General features: G+C 64.0%; 16 protein-coding genes. 4 read left to right on the forward strand and 12 right to left on the reverse strand.

Features of this window, described 5'->3' with window-relative positions:
- Positions 1-183 precede the first annotated feature (183 nt).
- Positions 184-852: a S24 family peptidase gene (locus ACODSR_RS16905; RefSeq protein ID WP_489077799.1), complete on the forward strand. Its 669-nt coding sequence runs from the start codon at positions 184-186 to the stop codon at positions 850-852.
- 41 nt (positions 853-893) lie between these two features.
- Entirely contained in the window at positions 894-1811 is a 918-nt protein-coding gene (locus tag ACODSR_RS16910) for an XdhC family protein (protein ID WP_489077800.1), read from the forward strand.
- Between the two features lie 171 nt (positions 1812-1982).
- Here the strand turns inward: ACODSR_RS16910 and ACODSR_RS16915 are convergent, their stop codons facing one another.
- The 12 genes from ACODSR_RS16915 to ACODSR_RS16970 all read right to left on the reverse strand — a co-directional run bounded on the left by ACODSR_RS16915 (position 1983) and on the right by ACODSR_RS16970 (position 13595).
- Complete coding sequence (locus tag ACODSR_RS16915) at positions 1983-2168, reverse strand: YbdD/YjiX family protein (RefSeq protein ID WP_217675397.1); 186 nt, start codon at positions 2166-2168, stop codon at positions 1983-1985.
- Entirely contained in the window at positions 2165-4213 is a 2049-nt protein-coding gene (locus tag ACODSR_RS16920; RefSeq protein WP_489077801.1) for a carbon starvation CstA family protein, read from the reverse strand. The genes ACODSR_RS16915 and ACODSR_RS16920 overlap by 4 nt, the downstream gene beginning before the upstream one ends.
- A gap of 70 nt (positions 4214-4283) precedes the next feature.
- On the reverse strand, positions 4284-4676 hold the full coding sequence (locus ACODSR_RS16925; RefSeq protein WP_489077802.1) for a DoxX family protein: 393 nt from the start codon (positions 4674-4676) through the stop codon (positions 4284-4286).
- Positions 4673-4975, reverse strand: a complete 303-nt coding sequence (locus ACODSR_RS16930) for an alkylphosphonate utilization protein (RefSeq protein WP_489077803.1) — start codon at positions 4973-4975, stop codon at positions 4673-4675. Before ACODSR_RS16930 ends, ACODSR_RS16925 begins: the two co-directional genes overlap by 4 nt.
- 63 nt (positions 4976-5038) lie before the next feature.
- Positions 5039-5686 (reverse strand): ribosome biogenesis GTP-binding protein YihA/YsxC, encoded by a 648-nt coding sequence (yihA, locus tag ACODSR_RS16935; RefSeq protein WP_489077804.1) that lies wholly within the window; start codon positions 5684-5686, stop codon positions 5039-5041.
- Positions 5687-5832: 146 nt separating this feature from the next.
- Positions 5833-7536: a membrane protein insertase YidC gene (gene yidC, locus ACODSR_RS16940; protein ID WP_489077805.1), complete on the reverse strand. Its 1704-nt coding sequence runs from the start codon at positions 7534-7536 to the stop codon at positions 5833-5835.
- Positions 7537-7566: 30 nt separating this feature from the next.
- Positions 7567-7779 carry a membrane protein insertion efficiency factor YidD gene (gene yidD / locus ACODSR_RS16945; RefSeq protein ID WP_119744815.1) on the reverse strand — a complete coding sequence of 71 codons (213 nt, stop codon included), beginning with the start codon at positions 7777-7779 and terminating at the stop codon, positions 7567-7569.
- On the reverse strand, positions 7776-8171 hold the full coding sequence (gene rnpA / locus ACODSR_RS16950) for a ribonuclease P protein component (RefSeq protein ID WP_489077806.1): 396 nt from the start codon (positions 8169-8171) through the stop codon (positions 7776-7778). The genes yidD and rnpA overlap by 4 nt, the downstream gene beginning before the upstream one ends.
- Before the next feature lie 32 nt (positions 8172-8203).
- On the reverse strand, positions 8204-8338 hold the full coding sequence (rpmH, locus tag ACODSR_RS16955) for a 50S ribosomal protein L34 (RefSeq protein WP_006959075.1): 135 nt from the start codon (positions 8336-8338) through the stop codon (positions 8204-8206).
- A 275-nt stretch (positions 8339-8613) separates the two neighbouring features.
- Entirely contained in the window at positions 8614-9381 is a 768-nt protein-coding gene (locus ACODSR_RS16960; RefSeq protein WP_489077807.1) for a DsbA family protein, read from the reverse strand.
- A 1-nt stretch (position 9382) separates the two neighbouring features.
- Positions 9383-10732, reverse strand: a complete 1350-nt coding sequence (locus ACODSR_RS16965) for a M48 family metalloprotease (RefSeq protein WP_489077808.1) — start codon at positions 10730-10732, stop codon at positions 9383-9385.
- Between the two features lie 127 nt (positions 10733-10859).
- Positions 10860-13595, reverse strand: coding sequence for an Rne/Rng family ribonuclease (locus tag ACODSR_RS16970; RefSeq protein ID WP_489077809.1), 2736 nt, complete (start codon positions 13593-13595; stop codon positions 10860-10862).
- A gap of 626 nt (positions 13596-14221) precedes the next feature.
- On the opposite strand from ACODSR_RS16970, the gene ACODSR_RS16975 reads away from it, so the two are divergent.
- Complete coding sequence (locus ACODSR_RS16975) at positions 14222-15502, forward strand: N-acetylmuramoyl-L-alanine amidase (protein WP_489077810.1); 1281 nt, start codon at positions 14222-14224, stop codon at positions 15500-15502.
- Positions 15503-15776: 274 nt separating this feature from the next.
- Positions 15777-18311 (forward strand): penicillin-binding protein 1A, encoded by a 2535-nt coding sequence (locus ACODSR_RS16980; protein WP_489077811.1) that lies wholly within the window; start codon positions 15777-15779, stop codon positions 18309-18311.
- Positions 18312-18333: the final 22 nt, after the last annotated feature.

Below are 18333 nucleotides of genomic sequence, written 5' to 3' on the forward strand. Positions count from 1 at the left end.
GCGCGACCGAAGGTGGTTGGCGGCATGTCATATTGGCGAAGGAATCGTTCGATCGCATGCAACAGCATCGGCTTCTTTCTCCCCTGTTGGCCCGACTCGCCCGCTGCAAGCCGATAGGTATATTCCTATCTCTGAGCCAATTTCCTACTTGTCTAGGAAAATTCCTATCATTATGGACTGGATATGGATGAATCGCAGAACGCCCGGATCGCGCTGGATCGGCTGATTGCCGAACGGGGAGAAAATTATGCCGATCTGTCCCGCCTGATCGGTCGCAACCCCGCCTATATCCAGCAGTTCATCAAACGCGGCACCCCGCGCAAACTGGATGAGGCGGACCGGCATGTGCTGGCTCGCTATTTCGGCGTGGCCGAACAGATGCTGGGGGGCGGCGCTGCGCCGGTGGCCATCCCCGCCCGCACGCGGGGGATGCCTGCCGTGGTGGCGGTGCCGCGCCTGGCGCTGGGCGCGTCGGCGGGCGTTGGCACGCTGGACGATGATGAGCGCGCCGCCGGCGTGATGGCTTTTGACGCCCATTGGCTCCGCCACCTGGGGGTAAGGCCGCAGCGCGTGTCGATCATCCGGGTCGATGGCGAATCGATGGCCCCGACGCTCAGCGATGGCGACGACATCATGGTCGATCATGACGATGACGCCACCCGGTTGCGCGACGGCGTCTATGTGTTGCGGCTCGACGGAGTCTTGATGGTCAAGCGGATCGCGATGGGCCCATTGCGCGGGCGCTTCAGCGTCGTCAGCGACAATCTCCATTATCCCGACTGGACCGATATCGACCCGGCGCTGGTGGATATTGTCGGGCGGGTCGTCTGGACCGGCAGGCGTCTGGTGTAGCGCGTCAGCCGTGCCTATCTGTGCGCCAAAGGAGTCCCGATTTGAACGATAATGGCGCGGTGATCCGCAAGGCAGTCGAATGGCGGGGTGCAAGGCTGGCGCTGGCGACGGTGGTATCGACCTGGGGGTCCGCCCCACGCCCGCGCGGCAGTCATATGATCGTGCATCAGGACGGCCGCTTTGAAGGCAGTATTTCGGGCGGTTGCGTTGAAAGCGACGTGCTGCACCGCGCTGCCGAAGTCATTGCCGGGCGCGCCGCCCATGTCGCGACCTATGGTGTCGCCGATGGCGATGCGTGGGAAGTCGGCCTGCCCTGCGGCGGGGAGATTGCCGTCCTGGTCCAACCCGTGGGGGATGGTGGCTTTGCCCCCGACCTGTTCGACCGGATCGAGGCCGCCAGCGCGCGGGGTCGGGCGCTGACGCTGGCGACCGACCTTGCCAGCGGGATCACCCGCGAACAGGCGGGCGAGGGCGATTTCCTCAACCGCTATGATCCGCCACGCCGCCTGCTCATCGTCGGCGCGGTCCAGATCGCCCAGTCGCTCGTCCCGCTGGCACAGGCCATTGGCGTGACCCCGGTGGTGATCGACCCGCGCGGGCGGTTCCTGACGGCGGAACGCTTCCCCGGCGTTGAACTGGATGATCGCTGGCCTGACGAAGCCATCGCCGCGCGTTTCCCCGGCGAATCGACTGCGGTGGTGACGCTCAGTCACGACATCAAGATTGACGATCCGGCGCTGGAGGCGGCACTGCGCGCGCCGACCGGCTATGTCGCTGCGCTCGGATCACGCAAGAGCCACGCCGCGCGGCTGGAGCGGTTGGCGGGGCAGGGCTTCGGCGCGGATGATCTGGCCCGAATCGACGGCCCGGCAGGGCTGGACATCGGCGCGATCGGCGCGGCGGAAATCGCGCTGTCGATCACCGCGGGGATGGTCGCGGGCTTCAACGCCCGGCGCTGAAACAAACTGCCCCCTGCCGCAAGGGATGGGGCAGGGGGCATATCCCTCAAGCTGTCGGGCACAAAGGACGCTGCCGCCTAGCAGGATGATCGCACGGATCAATCCTGTTTTGCACTTGGCCTGTAACTTTCTGTCCCAGATTGATATTTTACAGTGGTAATATTACGCGGATCAGCAGCATTTGCCGCCATTTTTGCCGCCATAGCGCGCTTCCTGCCGATCGCGAAAAAACTGTGTCCGGTCCATCGCGGGCTGGTCGGGATGATGGGTCAGCATATGGCGCAGATAGGCGTCATAGTCGGGCATCCCGACCATCAGCCGCGCGGTCTGCCGCAGCATGGTCAGAAATCCGCTCATTCCGCCGGCACCAGTTGCGCCGGAATTTCGCGCGCTGTCGGCGCTGCGATTCGCCGCGCGGCAATGCAGGTGCGGATGGTAAAGACCAGCAGCGCCAGCACGACCGACAGGAACAGCGCGACCAGCGCCGCATCGACCCGGTCATTGAAGATGATGCGCTCCATTTGCGCCATCGATTTGGCCGGGGCCAGCACCTCGCCCGCGTCTGCCGCTGCGCTGAATTTAGCGGCATGGGCCAGGAAACCGACCTTGGCATCGGCGGAGAACAGCTTGAGCCATCCTGCCGACAAAGTGCAGACCAGCAGCCAGGCGGTCGGTATCATCGTCACCCAGGCGTAGCGGTCGCGCTTCATGCGGAACAGCACCGCCGTCCCCAGCATCAGCGCGATCGCCGCCAGCATCTGGTTGGAAATACCGAACACCGGCCACAGCGTATTCACCCCGCCCAGCGGATCGGTGACCCCCTGATGCAGGAAGAACCCCCAGGCCGCGACCGTCAGCGCCGTGGCGACGATACCCGGCATATGGCCCTTGCTCTGCTTGAAGCTTGGCACCGCCAGCCCGATCAGGTCCTGCAACATGAAGCGCCCGGCGCGTGTCCCTGCGTCCACCGCCGTCAGGATGAACAGCGCCTCGAAAAGAATCGCGAAATGATACCAAAAGGCCTTCATCGCCGGGCCGCCGACGACATGGCTGAATATCTCCGCCATCGCCACCGCCAGCGTCGGCGCGCCACCCGCGCGGCTGATGATGCTATGTTCGCCGACATCCTTCGCCGTCTGGGTGATGAGGTCGGGCGAGATCGGAAAGCCCATGGCAGTCACGGCGGCTGACGCACTCGCCGCATCGGTGCCGATCAGCGCGGCGGGGCTGTTCATCGTGAAATAGATGCCGGGGTCCAGGATCGACGCGCCGACCAGCGCCATGATTGCCACGAACGCCTCCATCAGCATCGCGCCATAGCCGATCACCGGGGCATGGGCTTCGCTGGCGATCAGCTTGGGCGTGGTGCCGCTGGAAATCAGCGCATGGAAACCCGACACCGCGCCGCAGGCGATGGTGATGAACAGGAAGGGGAACAGGCCACCGGCCCAGACCGGCCCGCCGCCATCCACAAACTGCGTCAGCGCGGGCATTTTGAGCGGCGGGGCCATGATGACGATGCCGACCGCCAGCGCCGCAATCGCCCCGATCTTGAGGAAGGTCGACAGATAATCGCGCGGTGCCAGCAACAGCCATACCGGCAGCACCGACGCCACCGCGCCATAGCCGATCAAGATCCAGCACAGCGTCAGCGGTGTGAAGGTAAACACCGGTCCCCAGAAGGGCGACGCGGCCACCGCCTGTCCATAGACGATCGCGGCCAGCAAACCGACCAGCCCTAGCAGTGACACTTCGCCAATCCGCCCCGGCCTGATCCAGCGGGTGTATGCCCCCATGACCATCGCCAGCGGCACGGTCGCGGCAACGGTGAACATGCCCCACGGACTCTCGGCCAGCGCCTTGACCACGATCAGCGCCAGCACCGCCAGAATGATGACCATGATCATGAACGCACCGAACAGGGCGATCGTCCCGGCCCATTGCCCCATTTCCATGCGGATCAGTTCGCCCAGCGACTTGCCGTCGCGGCGCATGGAAATGAACAGGATCATGAAATCCTGCACCGCGCCCGCCAGCACGACGCCGACGATGATCCATAATGTGCCGGGCAGATAGCCCATCTGCGCCGCCAGCACCGGGCCGACCAGCGGCCCCGCGCCTGCGATCGCCGCGAAATGATGACCGAACAGCACGGTGCGGTCGGTCGCGACATAGTCCAGCCCATCGGCACGGCGCAGCGCCGGGGTCGGCCGCGACGGGTCTAGCCGCATCACATGGCGAGCGATGAACAGGGCATAATAGCGATAGGCGACCAGAAAGCAGCTGACCGCCGCCACCACGATCCACAATGCATTGACCGCCTCGCCGCGCGACACCGCGACAACGCCCAGCGCCACCGCGCCGATGATAGCGACTGCTATCCAGGGAAGATGCCGGGTCATCATGCTCTCTCACGCTCGTCTGTAGGAAAGGGCGCACAGTAGGGCGTTGAACCGGAAAGACAATCGCTGGCTAATCGCGGCGGGCAAAGGGCCAGTCGATGACATGGGCCGCCCACAGCGCCCACCAGATGATCACCGGCTGCAACGCCAGTCGCGGCCCATGATAGGCCCAGCCCAGATGCACGCCGCCAATCGCTATATCATTGAAAGCATGGTTGATATTGGCGGGCCACACGCACAGCGCATAGAGCGCCAGACCAATGCCCGCCGCCCTGCGTAACCGCGGCACCATCAGCCCGGCCGCGCCCGCGATCTCGGCCAAGCCGGTCAGCAAGATCATCGTGGCAGGATAGGGCACCCAGCCCGGCGTGATCGCAATGAAGCCGCCGGGCGATCCCAAATGCGCGACCCCAGCGACCAGATAGGCCAGCGCCAGCACCCATCGCGCGATCCTGCGGCTCACCGCTTGCGCACAAATTCGGCGCGCAGCACCAGCCCCTTGATCCCGTCAAATTTGCAGTCGATTTCCTGTGCGTCCCCGGTCAGCCGGATCGATTTGATCAGCGTGCCCCGCTTCAGCGTCTGGCCAGCGCCCTTGACCGTCAGATCCTTGATCAACGTCACCTGATCGCCATCGGCCAGCAGGTTGCCAACCGAATCACGCACTTCGACACTGTTCGGCTCACTGTCGGCCTGCGCGGCATCGGCGGCGCTGATCCACTCGCCGGTCGCTTCGTCATAGACATATTCGTCGTCGGCCATGGTCGGTTCCTCAAGGCAAAATATGGCTCCTCCCCCGCCGGGGGAGGATTTTAGGGCATAATTTCAGCCGATCGTCACCGCTTCCAGCACGGCGGCGCGCAGTTCGGGCAGGCCCATGCCCTTTTCGGCGGACGTGGCGATGATGTCCGGGTGGGCGGCGGGGCGCTTGCGGATGGCCAGCGCAGTCTGTTCGGTGACCGCCGCCAGTTCGCTCGCCTTGATCTTGTCCGCCTTGGTCAGGATGATGCGATAGCTCACCGCTGCGCCGTCGAGCATGTCGAGCATGTCGGTATCGACCTCCTTGATGCCGTGGCGGCTGTCGATCAGCACCAGCGCCCGCTTCAATGCCGCGCGCCCGCGCAGATAGTCGTTCACCAGGAACTTCCACTTCCGCACTACATCCTTGGGTGCCTTGGCATAGCCATAGCCGGGCATGTCGACCAGGCGGAAGCGCAGCGGTTCGCCCACCTCAAAGAAGTTCAATTCCTGCGTCCGCCCCGGCGTGTTCGACGTGCGCGCCAGATTGTTGCGGTTGGTCAGCGCGTTGAGCAGCGATGATTTGCCGACATTGGACCGGCCCGCAAAGGCGACCTCATTCACCGCCATGTCGGGCAGAAATTCCAGCGTCGGCGCGGATTTGAGGAAGGTGATCGGCCCGGAAAAAACCTTGCGCGCTTCTTCGGTCAGGTCGGTATTGTCTTGTTCGGTCATATATATCTCCGTTCGCCCTGAGTAGCCGCTGAGCGCAGTCGAAGCGGCGTATCGAAGGGCCGGAAGGCCGCGCGATGCTTCGATACGGTCCTTCGGCTTCGCTCAGTCCCTACTCAGCACGAACGGGGACTTAGGTTTGGCCCTGCCTACTTCGCGACCGCCGCGTTCAGCACGGGATGTTTGCGGTACAACCACCATTGCTGCGCCATCGACAGGCAGTTGTTGGTGATCCAGTAGACCAGCAGGCCCGCCGCGAACGGCGCCATGATGAACATCATCATCCACGGCATGATCGCAAAGATCTGCTGCTGCATCGGGTCCATCTGCGCGGGGTTCAGCTTGAACTGCAACCACATCGAAATGCCCAGCAGCACCGCCAGCACGCCGATCGCCAGGAAGGATGGGGGCGTGAAGGGCAGCAGGCCAAACAGGTTCAGGATATGCAGCGGGTCGGGCGCTGACAGATCCTTGATCCACAGCACGAACGGCTGGTGCCGCATTTCGATCGTCAGCATCAGCACCTTGTAGAGGGCGAAGAAGATCGGAATTTGGATGAAGATCGGCAGGCACCCGGCCAGCGGGTTGACCTTCTCCGTCTTGTACAACGCCATCATCTCCTGCTGGAGCTTGGGCTTGTCGTCCTTATATTTCTCCTGCAGCGCCTTCATCTTGGGCTGCACAGCGCGCATCGCGGCCATGCTGGCGAACTGGCGCTGGGCGACCGGGAACATCAGGCCGCGCACCACGAAGGTCAGGCAGATGATCGCTACACCGAAATTACCCAGCGTCTCGAACAACCAGTGCAGCAGGGCGAAGATCGGCTGCTCGAACCAGTAGAACCAGCCCCAGTCGATCGCGCGGTCGAACAGCTTGACGCCGTCACGCTCATAGGCCTGGAGCGTCTTGACCTCCTTGGCCCCGACGAACAGGCGCTGCGTCTGCGTGACGGCCTTGCCTGGTGCCAACATGGTGGACGCCAGCGCAACATCGGCCTGATATTGCGTGCCAGCGCCTTTGCGGAACTGCGCCGCGACATCGGCATCCTTGCCCGGCACCAGCGCCGACAGCCAATATTTGTCGGTAAAGCCGATCCAGCCGCCCTTGGACTGGAAATCGCGGGTGGACGGACCTTCATCCAGATCCGCATAATTCACGTCATAATTGGCCGCGTTGTTGAACACGCCCATCGGGCCGATATGGATGGTCCAGGTATCGGGGTCCTTGGGGATGCTGCTGCGGCTGATATAGCCATAGGGCTTTACGCCCACAGCGCCGGTGCCGCTGTTCGACACTTTCTGCGCGGCGGAGATCATGTAATTTTCATCGACGCTCAGGCGAATCTCGAACGTCTGGCCTGCGCCATTATTCCATGTCAGCGTGACCGGACTTGTCGGAGTCAGTTCGCTGCCCTGCGCGGTCCAGACCGTGTCCTTGTTCGGCGTTTTCAGCCCTTCGCCCTGCCAGCCGAAACCGGCGAAATAGGCGTCCTGCGTGCCAGCGGGGCTGTAGAGCCGCACCGCTGGCGAATCCTTGGCGATCGTCTCACGATAGGTGGGCAGCACGATGTCATCGATGCGCGCGCCCTTCAGGTTGATCGACCCGTCCAGCTTGGGCGTGCGGATCGGGATACGCGGGCTTTCCTTCAGCACCAGCGCGCGGTCGCGAATCGCGGTTACGCTGTCGGCGGCAGGGTCCGCTGCGGGGTTGGCGACCGGCGTGGTCTTGCCACCCTCTATCTTCGTTGCGGGCGGGTTGGCCGCCGGGAAGAAATAAGTGGATACATAGGGCCAGCCGAACAGGATCGCCGCGGTCAGCAGCACCGCCAGAATGATATTCTTCTTGTCGTCCACGTTGTTCGGCTCCGCCGTCTTATATCTGTGTCAGGGGACCGGGTCATAGCCCGAACCGCCCCATGGGTGGCATCGCATTAGCCGCTTACCCGCCAACCAGCTACCCTTGATCGCGCCATATTTGCGCACCGCCTGGATCGCATATTCGGAGCAGGAGGGGGCATAGCGGCAGGAGGGGGGCAGGATGCGCGAAGGGCCGATCTGCCAAAAGCGCGCGATCAGGATCAGGAGGCGGGCGATCATGCGCCGACTTTGCCCTTGCCCCGGCCATGGCCGGCACGCGGCCCGTTGCGCGGCGGTGCCTCGCCGGACAAGGGCGCGCGCGCAATCTTGCGCAGCGCCTTTTCCAGTTCGGTGCGCAGCAGGGCGAAATCGCGTTCCTTGCCGCCGTCGCGACCGATCAGCACATGATCGGCACCGGCATAGCCATGCAACGGCAGCAATTCGCGCGCGAGAACGCGAAAGCGGCGCTTCATCCGGTTACGGATGACGGCGCCGCCAATCTTTTTCGTGACCGTGATGCCAAAGCGCATCGCCGGATCGCCATCGTCGCGCTCACGCACCAGCAGGACGAATCCCGGCATCGGTGCGCGCTTGCCGCGATTGGCCGCCAGGAAATCGGCCCGCTTGCCCATGATGGCAGGCGCAGCCGAAGGCGGCCCTTCGATCAGGCGCTCAGGCTCTTGCGGCCGCGCGCACGACGGGCGCGGATGATGTTGCGGCCGCCGGGGGTCGCCATGCGGGCGCGATAACCGTGACGGCGCTTCCGAACCAGATTGCTCGGCTGAAAAGTGCGCTTCATCGTTCATTCCTCAAAAAACAACTAGAGAATCGGGCGTGACAAAAAAGGGCCGCCAAAGCAGCGGCCGCATGTTCAGGGGGCGTCCGATAGGCAAATGGGGGGGGGAAGTCAATGGCGGAGGACGCCGGACATTACCTAACTGAAATCCTCCCCTGCAAGGGGAGGGGGACCGCCAGCGTAGCTGGTGGTGGAGGGGTGTCGCCTTCTCGATGGCTCGACACCCCTCCGTCTGGCCTGCGGCCATCCACCTCCCCTGCAAGAGGAGGATCACGCATTTACTTCGCCCGCGCCGCCGCCACGCCGCCCTTTAGCGCGTCGAAGCCAACCGCGCCGTTCAGCACCTGGTCGCCGATCACGAAGGTTGGCGTCCCGCTGGCCTGCAATTTCTGGGCCAGTGCGATGTTGGACTGGATTTCGGCGTCATATTTGCTCGATGTGATCGCGGCTTCCGCGTCAGCCTTGGCGATCCCAGCCTTTGCCGCCGCCGCGACGATCGTATCGCGCGTCACCTTGCCCGCGCCATACATCGCCTTGTGATAGGCCATATATTGGCCGCGCTCGGCCGCCAGCAGCGATACTTTGGCCGCGTCGCTGCTTTCTTCCGACAGGATCGGCAGTTCGCGATACACGACCTTCACCTTTGCGTCCGACCCGACCAGCTTGGCCAGATCAGGCAGCGACGCGCGGCAATAGCCACAGGCATAGTCGAAAAATTCAACCACGGTGACATCGGCATTGACCGCGCCTTCCCACGCCCCGGCATAGGGCTTTTCCAGCGCGGCGCGATTGTCGGAAATCGTCCCAGACATCCGCTTCGCCTGCAATTTCTCGATCGCCTGCGGTATGATTTCAGGATGCTCAAGAATATAGTCATGGACGATTTTCTCGATCGCGCTCTTGTCCGTGGCAGTCACGCCAGCGGGAGCCTGCACGGCCAATGCGGTCCCGGCGGCCGCCGCGATAAAGGCGAAAGCGCCAAGGGTCATCTGGATCATCCTGTTGGAAAGGGCCGTGCGGAATGTCGGCCGGTTTTGCTGCGTCATCTTATCGTTTCTTCCGCTGCTGCTCGATCGCGGCGCGCGATACCATGGCGATATCCTGCGCCCGCAGATAGTCAACCGTGCCCGGTTTCAGCCCCTGCATCGCCGCATCCGCACTGCGCAGCGCCATCGGATGCTCACCGATCATGGCATAGCGTTCCGCCGTCGCCAGCGCCGCGCGGGGCGTGTCGCCGCGCCGTTCATAGACGACGCCCAGTTGATACCAGGCGAAGGGATTTTCCCGGTCGCGCGCCACCGCCAGCCGCAGCACCTGCTCGGCCTCGGCAAAATTCGCCTCATCCTCGGTCGCGATCAACGCATGGGCCAGCAGTACCGAAATCAGCGGCTGGTTGGTCAGCCGCACCGCCTCGCGCAGCGGCGCGACCGCGTCCTTGGGGCGACCGCTTTCCAGCAATATCTGGCCTTTCAGTTCCAGAAAATAGGGGTCGTCCGGCGCCGCCGCCAGCAGCGCGTCGGCCTCATAGAGGGCGCGCTGCGGATAGGCGCTTTTGTGCCAGGCATAGGCTCTGGCATAATGGGCCGGGATCGACTGGTCGCTTTCGGGATATTTGATCAGGGTTTGGGTCGGTTCGGACACGAAGCCGACCAGCTTGGCCTTGATCCGCTCGAACCGCTGCTCCAGCCCCCGGTCGACCGGCTTTTCCCACGCGGGGTCAACGGTATAGACTTCGCGCAGCACATTGATCCGTTCGCCCGACAGCGGATGGGTGCGGCCATAACTATTGTCCTGCGGGATCGCGAGGCGATATTCCTGATTTTGCAGCTTCTTGAAAAATTCCAGGCTGCCCCGGCCGCTGACGCCTGCCGCGCTCAGATAGCGCGCGCCGGCCAGATCGGCGGAGCTTTCCTGCCCACGCGAAAAGGCCAGGAATTTGGTCATGGCCGCCTGCTGGCCCAGCCCCATGATCCCCATGCCCGCTTCCGCGCCGCCCGCCGCGATCGCGGCGGCACCCAGCACAAGACTGAGCAGCGTCACGCCCGTCGCCTCGCGAATCCCCTCGCCAAAGCGGACGATATGGCCACCCTCAATATGCCCCAGTTCATGCGCCACCACGCCCTGCAACTGGTTCACATTGTCGGCCTGCGCGATCAGCCCGCTATGCACCCACACATATTGGCCGCCCGCGACGAAGGCGTTGATTTCGGGATCGTTGATCACCAGCACCTGGACATTGCGCGGGTCCATACCCGCCGCCTTGACCAGCGGCGCGGACATATCGGCCATGAAGGCTTCGGTCTCGGCATCGCGCAAGATGCTCTGCGCCAGCGCCGGGCGCGCCATCAGCATGAACGCACCCAGCAGCAGGGCAAGCCATCGGAACATTCGGACCATCACGCGCCGCCACTGCCATGCACGCCATGAACCGCCGGTGAAGCAGCGCGCCAAACGAAAAACGCCGCTGCGCACCGGATATGACCGGATAAGCAGCGGCGTTTTTTCATGGGCTTACGCTCCGGCCTTATTGGCCAAAGGTGCGCTGCCACCAGCCGCGACGCGGCGAGCCATCTTCATTGACGCCTTCGGATTCGCCTTCCGCTGCCACTGTCTCGGCAGCCGGGGCTTCCTCGACCACGACCGGTGCTTCGACCGCAGGCGCCGCTTCTGCTTCCACCGCGACGTCAGCCTTCTTGCGACGGGTGCGCTTGGGCTTGGCAGGCGCTTCTTCCGCCACCGGCGCTTCGACGACGGCGTCCGCCGCAGCAGCATCAGCCGCGATCTGCGCCTTGGTGCGACGACCACGGCGGGGCTTGGCGGGTGCGGCCTCGGCCACGACCTCGGCAGGGGCTTCGACTGCGACCTCAACCGGCGCTTCCTCGACGATCGCTTCGGTCACCGGCGCTTCGGTCACCGGCGCGCTATCGGCCTTGGGCTTGCGGGCGCGGGGACGACGGCGGGTCTTGGGGGCTTCCTCGGTGGGAGCCTCCTCAACAGTGGCGTCCTCGACCACGGGCGCATCATCGGTAACCGATTCAGCATCCACGGTTTCTGCACCGGCTTCGGCGGCATTTTCACCACCTTCGCGACGACGACGACCGCCACGACGACCACGACGGCCACGACGACGGGCAGCGCCCTCTTCCTCGGTTTCGGCGGTGGTTGCAGTGGCTTCGGCCTCGCTGTCGCTGTCCTCGGCGGTGCCTTCTTCGGCATCCGTGGCATCGGCACCAGCTTCGGCTTCTTCTCGGGCTTCACCCTCGACGCGATTTTCATCGCGCTGGCCACCACGACGACGACGGCGACGGCGGCGGCGGCGATTGCCATCGCGATCCTCGCCCCGGTCGCCCTGCTCGGCGCGGTCGCCACGCGGCTCACGCTCGGCAACGACCTCTTCCTCGTCCTCGGCCAGCGCCTCTTCTTCTTCCTCTTCTTCCTCGATCAGGTCGAGATCGTCGTCATCCTGATCCATCGGGGCATAGGTCACGACGCGTTCGGGACGCGGGCCGCTCGGCTCGACCGACATGCGCGCGCCTTCAACCTCGCCATCGGGCAGGACGACGATGCTGACGCCATAGCGCTGCTCGATTTCGTCCAGTTCGCGGCGCTTGTTGTTCAGGACGTAGAAGGCCGCTTCCTGGCTGGCGCGCAGCGTGATGACGTTGCCGCGCCCACGCGCTGCTTCCTCTTCCAGCATCCGCAACGCGGACAGGCCAGCCGACGATGCGGTGCGGACCAGACCTGTGCCTTCGCAATGCGGGCACTGGCGGGTCGATGCTTCCAGCACGCCCGTGCGCAGGCGCTGGCGGCTCATTTCCATCAGGCCAAAGCCCGAAATCCGGCCGACCTGAATGCGCGCGCGATCGTCCTTCAGCGCGTCTTTCATCGCCTTCTCGACCTTGCGGATGTTGGAGTTCACCTCCATGTCGATAAAGTCGATGACGACAAGGCCCGCCATGTCGCGCAGGCGCAACTGGCGCGCAATCTCGCGCGCGGCTTCCAGATTGGTCGCAACCGCGGTCTGTTCGATGCCATGTTCGCGAGTCGACCGGCCGGAGTTGATGTCGATCGACACCAAGGCTTCGGTCGGGTTGATGACCAGATAGCCGCCCGATTTCAGCTGCACCACCGGGTTGTACATGGCGGCCAGCTGATCCTCGACGCCTGCGCGCTGGAACAGCGACACCGCGTCGGCATAGCCCTTCACCTTGCGCGCATGGCTGGGCATCAGCAGGCGCATAAAGTCCTTGGCGGCCTTATAGCCATGCTCGCCCTCGACGATGACTTCCTCGATATCCTTGTTGTAGATATCGCGGATCGCCCGCTTGATGAGGTCGCTGTCATTGTGGATCAGCGCAGGCGCGGCCGACTTCATCGTATTTTCGCGAATCTCGTCCCACAGCCGGGCGAGATAGTCGAAGTCACGCTTGATCTCGACCTTGGTGCGCTGGAGACCGGCGGTGCGCACGATGCAGCCCATCGACGATGGCAGCGCCATGTCGGCGATGATCGACTTCAACCGCTTGCGGTCCGCCGCATTGCTGATCTTGCGCGAAATGCCGCCGCCATGCGAAGTATTGGGCATCAGCACGCAGTAACGACCGGCCAGCGACAAATAGCTGGTCAGCGCCGCGCCTTTATTGCCGCGTTCTTCCTTGACGACCTGGACCAGCAGCACCTGGCGGCGCTTGATGACGTCCTGAATCTTGTAGCGACGGCGCAGCGCCATGCGCTTGCGGCGCAGTTCGTCGGCGGCATCATCGCCACCCCGGCCACGTCCACGCCCGCGACCATTGCCGCGTCCGCCATTGCCCTCGGTCTCGCCGCCTTCGGCCTGTTCGCCGCCATCCTGCTCGTCATGGCCGTCCTCATCATCATGATGATGGGTCGCCTCGACGGTCTCGACGCTGCCTTCGCCGTCCTCGTCATCCTCATCGTCGAAATCGGCGCGCAGCGCGGCCTCTTCCTCGGCATGGGCGCGTTCTTCGCGCAGCAGCGCTTCGCGGTCCTCACGCGGGATCTGATAATAGTCGGGATGGATTTCGCTAAAAGCGAGGAAGCCGTGGCGGTTGCCGCCATAATCGACGAAGGCGGCCTGCAACGAGGGTTCGACCCGCGTTACCTTGGCCAGATAGATATTGCCCTTGAGCTGCTTGTGCTCAGCGGACTCGAAGTCGAATTCCTCGATCCGGTTACCCTTGACGACCGCGACACGGGTTTCTTCCCGGTGGCGCGCATCGATCAGCATACGCATTGTCATGTAATAGTCTCCGGCGTGGACGGGCTGCGGCACAAGGCCGCGCCGCCACGCGATAGTGAAGGGACGACCACGCGCGCGCCGAAAGGGGCGCGGGTTGCGGCGTCGTCCAGGTTTGAAGGAAATGTTGCGTGTCTGCTGCGTCGGCAGGGCCGGACAAATCGCCGGGCCGGACCATCCACGCCGCATCGCCCGTTACCGGGGCAAGCGTGGAATGGAATTCATGCCTCATGCAGCGTCAACCTGTTACTGGCATCCTTTGGCGCGCAGAGTGCGCGCCGATGCCTCTCTTGATGCCCCGCATCGCTGCCATGAAACAGGCAAGTCTTACGGGAATGTGAATGGGTAGCAGTCAAAGACCCACGGGGCAACGGCTGCCTGAAATATTATGATCCGACTTTTGTAGACCGCACCGGCCCGCTCCCCCACCCGGCCTCCCAATCAGGATATACTGTGGGAGGCCGGGTGGGGGAGCGGGCTGGTGCGGCACGAATGGGCGAAGCCCGTTCCAAACAAGGGCTCTTATCCCCCTTCTTGCTGAAAATCATATTAACCCTCTCATTTTACGGCGCGACAACAGGCTGTGCTTAATCCGGGGTTTAGCGTGGGGACGCTGAACGGATAAGCGCATGACATTTGGCTGGACGGCCCGCATCGATGCGATGCACAAACGGCGCATGTTGCAGAGCCTTGCCCTTGCAAGCACCCTGACGATGGCAGCGCCCGGCAGCGCCGGTGGCATCTATGCCGTCGACGTGCGCGACGATCGCGTCATCGTCCGTTTCGATGATCGGGTCGATGGCGCGTCCGCCTTCCTGCTCGATACGCCGCGTCGGATCGCGCTCGACATCAGCGGCGCGCAAGTAGGTCGCGGTCAGTTTGCGCCCGGCAATGGCGCGATCGCTGCCGTGCGACAGGGGCAGTTGAGCGAAGGGACCGCCCGCGTCGTCCTCGACCTCGCCAGCCCCGCAACGCTGGGCGACGCACAGATCGCGCCCGACGGCAAATCGCTGAGTTTTTCGCTCAAGGGCGCAACCGACAACGCCTTTCGCACCGCGGTGGGTAGGGGCCGCACCAGCTTCGACGCGCCCGCCAATATGAGCGCCCGGCCGCAAAAGCGGCTCCATTCCATCACCGTGCCGATCCCGTCGATGGCACGCGGCGTCGCGCTGCCGCCGGTCGAGGGCGCGCGTGACGGCACCCGCCCGCTGATCGTTATCGACGCGGGCCATGGCGGCCATGATCCGGGCGCGATCAACAAGGAAAATGGCAAGCGCGAAAAGGATGTGACGCTCGCCATTGCCCAGGCGATCCGCGATCAACTGGTCAAGTCCGGCCGCGTCCGGGTGGCGCTGACCCGTGACGATGACAAATATCTCGTGTTGCAGGAACGCTATGGCATCGCGCGCAAGCTGGGCGCTGACCTGTTCATCTCGGTCCATGCCGACGCGGCGGAAAATGCCGAAGCCCATGGCGCGACCGTCTATACCTTGTCCGAAACCGCGTCCGACCGCGAAGCGGCCCGGCTGGCGGCGCGGGAGAATAAGGCCGACATCATTAATGGCGTGAACCTTGGCGGCCAGTCGGGCGACGTCTCCTCGATCCTCATCGACCTGACCCAGCGCGAATCGATGAACATCTCGGCCAGTTTCGCCCGCCTGCTCCAGCGCGAAGCATCGCCCTATGTCCCCTTCCGCAGCGCCTATCACCGCTTCGCCTCGCTGATGGTGTTGAAGGCGCCCGACACGCCCTCGGTCCTGTTCGAGACCGGTTACATCAGCAACGCCGACGACGCCGCCTTCCTCGCCTCGCGCGAAGGCCAGCAAAAAATCGCCCGCGGCGTCTCCCGCGCGATCGAGGTCCACTTCGCCCGCAAGCTGGCGATGCACGGAGGTGCGACGGGAGGGTGATCACGCCAAATCAGCCCCGCCGGGGGTGGGGCTGTCGCGTATGGACACGCCCTATCATAGTTCGTCATGCTGAACTTGTTTCAGCATCCATCGTGCCCCACGAGCCGCCGCTTGGGACGAGAAATGGATGCTGAAATAAATTCAGCATGACGTGGAGGATTGCGAAAGGTCAGATACAATCCCCGACCTTGGAGGGTAGGATTGGCATCGCCGAACCAGCTTCAACGATCCCCACTGGCGCTTCAGGCTTTTTGACCTTAGAGCCTGATCCGTCATGGAAGAGGCCCGTTCCAATCCGCCCGCATCGTCCTTCGCCTATCGCCTGCGCCGCGACGCTGGCGGCGTGCTGGACCGTCTGCGCCCGCTCTGGCAGCGCCGCCTGTTCCGCTGGGCGGCAATTCTGCTGGGCGGCTTCCTGCTCTTTTGCGCGCTGTTCTGGCTGATCTTCGCGCGCGGCCTGCCGGACGCGGCGACCTTGCTGGAATATGAGCCGCCGCTGCCCACCATCGTGCGCGACATTAATGGCCAGCCGGTCCACAGCTATGCTCGCGAACGGCGCGTCCAGCTGCAATTTAGCGATTATCCCCCGCAACTGATCCACGCCTATCTGGCGGCGGAGGACAAGACCTTCTTCGACCATCATGGCGTCGATTTCCCCGGTTTTGCAGGGGCCGTGGTCGATTATGCCAGCAAGCTCGGCTCCGGCCAGCGCGCGCGCGGCGGCTCTACCATCACGCAGCAGGTGGCCAAGAATCTGCTGATCGGCGACGAATATTCGCCCACGCGCAAGGTGAAGGAGATGATCCTGGCTTGGCGCATGGAAAATGTGCTGACCAAACAGCAGATCCTCGAACTCTATCTCAACCAGATATTTCTGGGTCGTAACGCCTATGGGGTGCAGGCTGCCGCCCGCGCCTATTTCGACAAGGATGTCGCCGACCTCGCGCTCCACGAAATGGCCTATCTTTCGATCCTGCCCAAGGGTCCGGCCAATTATCGCCCCGAAAGCCCGACCGGCCATGCCCGTGCGATCGACCGGCGCAACTGGGCGCTGGGCGAAATGGTCAAGAGCAACTGGATCACGCCCGCTCAGCGCGATGCGGCGATGGCCCAGCCGCTCGGCACCGTCGCGATGCACGGTTCGGGCTTCGATGCGCGCGCGGGCGGCTATTATATGGAAGAAGTGCGCCGTCGCCTGATCGCCCGGTTCGGGGAAAAGGCGAGCGATGGTCCCAACAGCATCTATGCCGGTGGCCTGTGGGTGCGCAGCCCCTATGATCCGGTGGTGCAGGAGAGTACTCAGAATGCCCTGCGCGGCGGCCTTCTCCGCTTTGACGCCGGGCGCGGTTGGTCCGGGCCGGTTGGCCATCTCAACATCGACAATGGCTGGGAGCGCGAACTGGCCGCCAGCTATATCGATGTCGATTATGCGGAGTGGCGCGTCGCCGTGGTCGTCAGCCGCACATCGACCGATGCGCAGCTTGGCTTTTCCGACGGCAGCACCGGCACGCTCCCCGCCAGTGCCGCGCAGACCCCCTATCGCAAGACCGGCGGCCCTGCCTTTTCCGCGATGAAGCCGGGCGACCTGATCGTGGTCGCGCGCAACGGGGGAAGCTGGGCGCTGCGCTCCATCCCCGAAGTATCGGGCGGCATGGTGGTGGAGGAAGTCCATTCGGGCCGCATCCGCGCGATGCAGGGCGGCTTTGATTCGCGTCTTTCCTCCTACAACCGCGCCACCCAGGCGCTGCGCCAGCCCGGTTCGACCATCAAGCCGTTCGTCTATGCCGCTGCGCTCGATGGCGGCATGACCCCGGCCTCGATCATCGTCGATGGTCCCTTATGCGTCTATCAGGGCGCGGGCCTGGGCCAGAAATGCTTTCGCAACTTCTCCGGCGGCAGCGCCGGGCCGCAGACGATGCGCTGGGGCGTCGAACAGTCGCGCAACCTCATGACGGTGCGCGCTGCCAGCCAGACCGGGATGGAACGGGTCGTCCGCACCATCAAGACCATGGGCATCGGCGATTATCAGCCCTATCTCTCCTTCGCGCTGGGCGCGGGCGAAACCACGGTCGAACGCATGGTCAATGCCTATGCGGCGCTCGCCAATCAGGGGCGGCAATTCCCCTCGCGGGTGATGGATTATGTCCAGGACCGGCGCGGCAAGGTGATCTGGCCGGAACGCTGGCGCGCCTGCGATGGCTGCAACGCGGCCAATTGGGACGGCAAGCCGATGCCGCGCTTTGGTTTTGAAGGTAAGCAGGTGATGAACCCGATGACCGCCTATCAGGTCGTCCACATCACCGAAGGCGTGGTCCAGCGCGGCACTGCCACCGTATTGGCGGACCTTAAGCGCCCGCTGTTCGGCAAGACCGGTACCACCAACGGTCCCACCAATGTCTGGTTCGTCGGCGGTTCGCCCGATCTCGTCGCGGGCGTCTATATCGGTTACGACCAGCCGCGCAGCCTTGGCGGCTGGGCGCAGGGCGGCCGCATCGCCGCGCCGATCTGGAAGGCGGCGATGGCCCCCATATTGGAAACCATGCCAAAGACGCCCTTCGTCGCCCCTGCGGGCATCCGCATGGTCGCCATCGACCGCCGTTCGGGCAAGCGCGTCTATGGTGCCTGGCCGACCAGCGAACCCAAGGCTGCGGTCATCTGGGAAGCCTTCAAACCCGAATCCGAACCCCGCCGCACCATCCGCAAGGAAGAGGCGGAGGAACAGGCCAAGGTAGCCGAAACCCGCGCGGCTGGCCGGACGCGGGCGCGCACGGACAGCGACTTCCTGTCCGACCAAGGCGGGATTTACTAAAATCACCCCAACACCGTTCGGG

The organism is Sphingobium sp. FG125 (assembly GCF_057809795.1).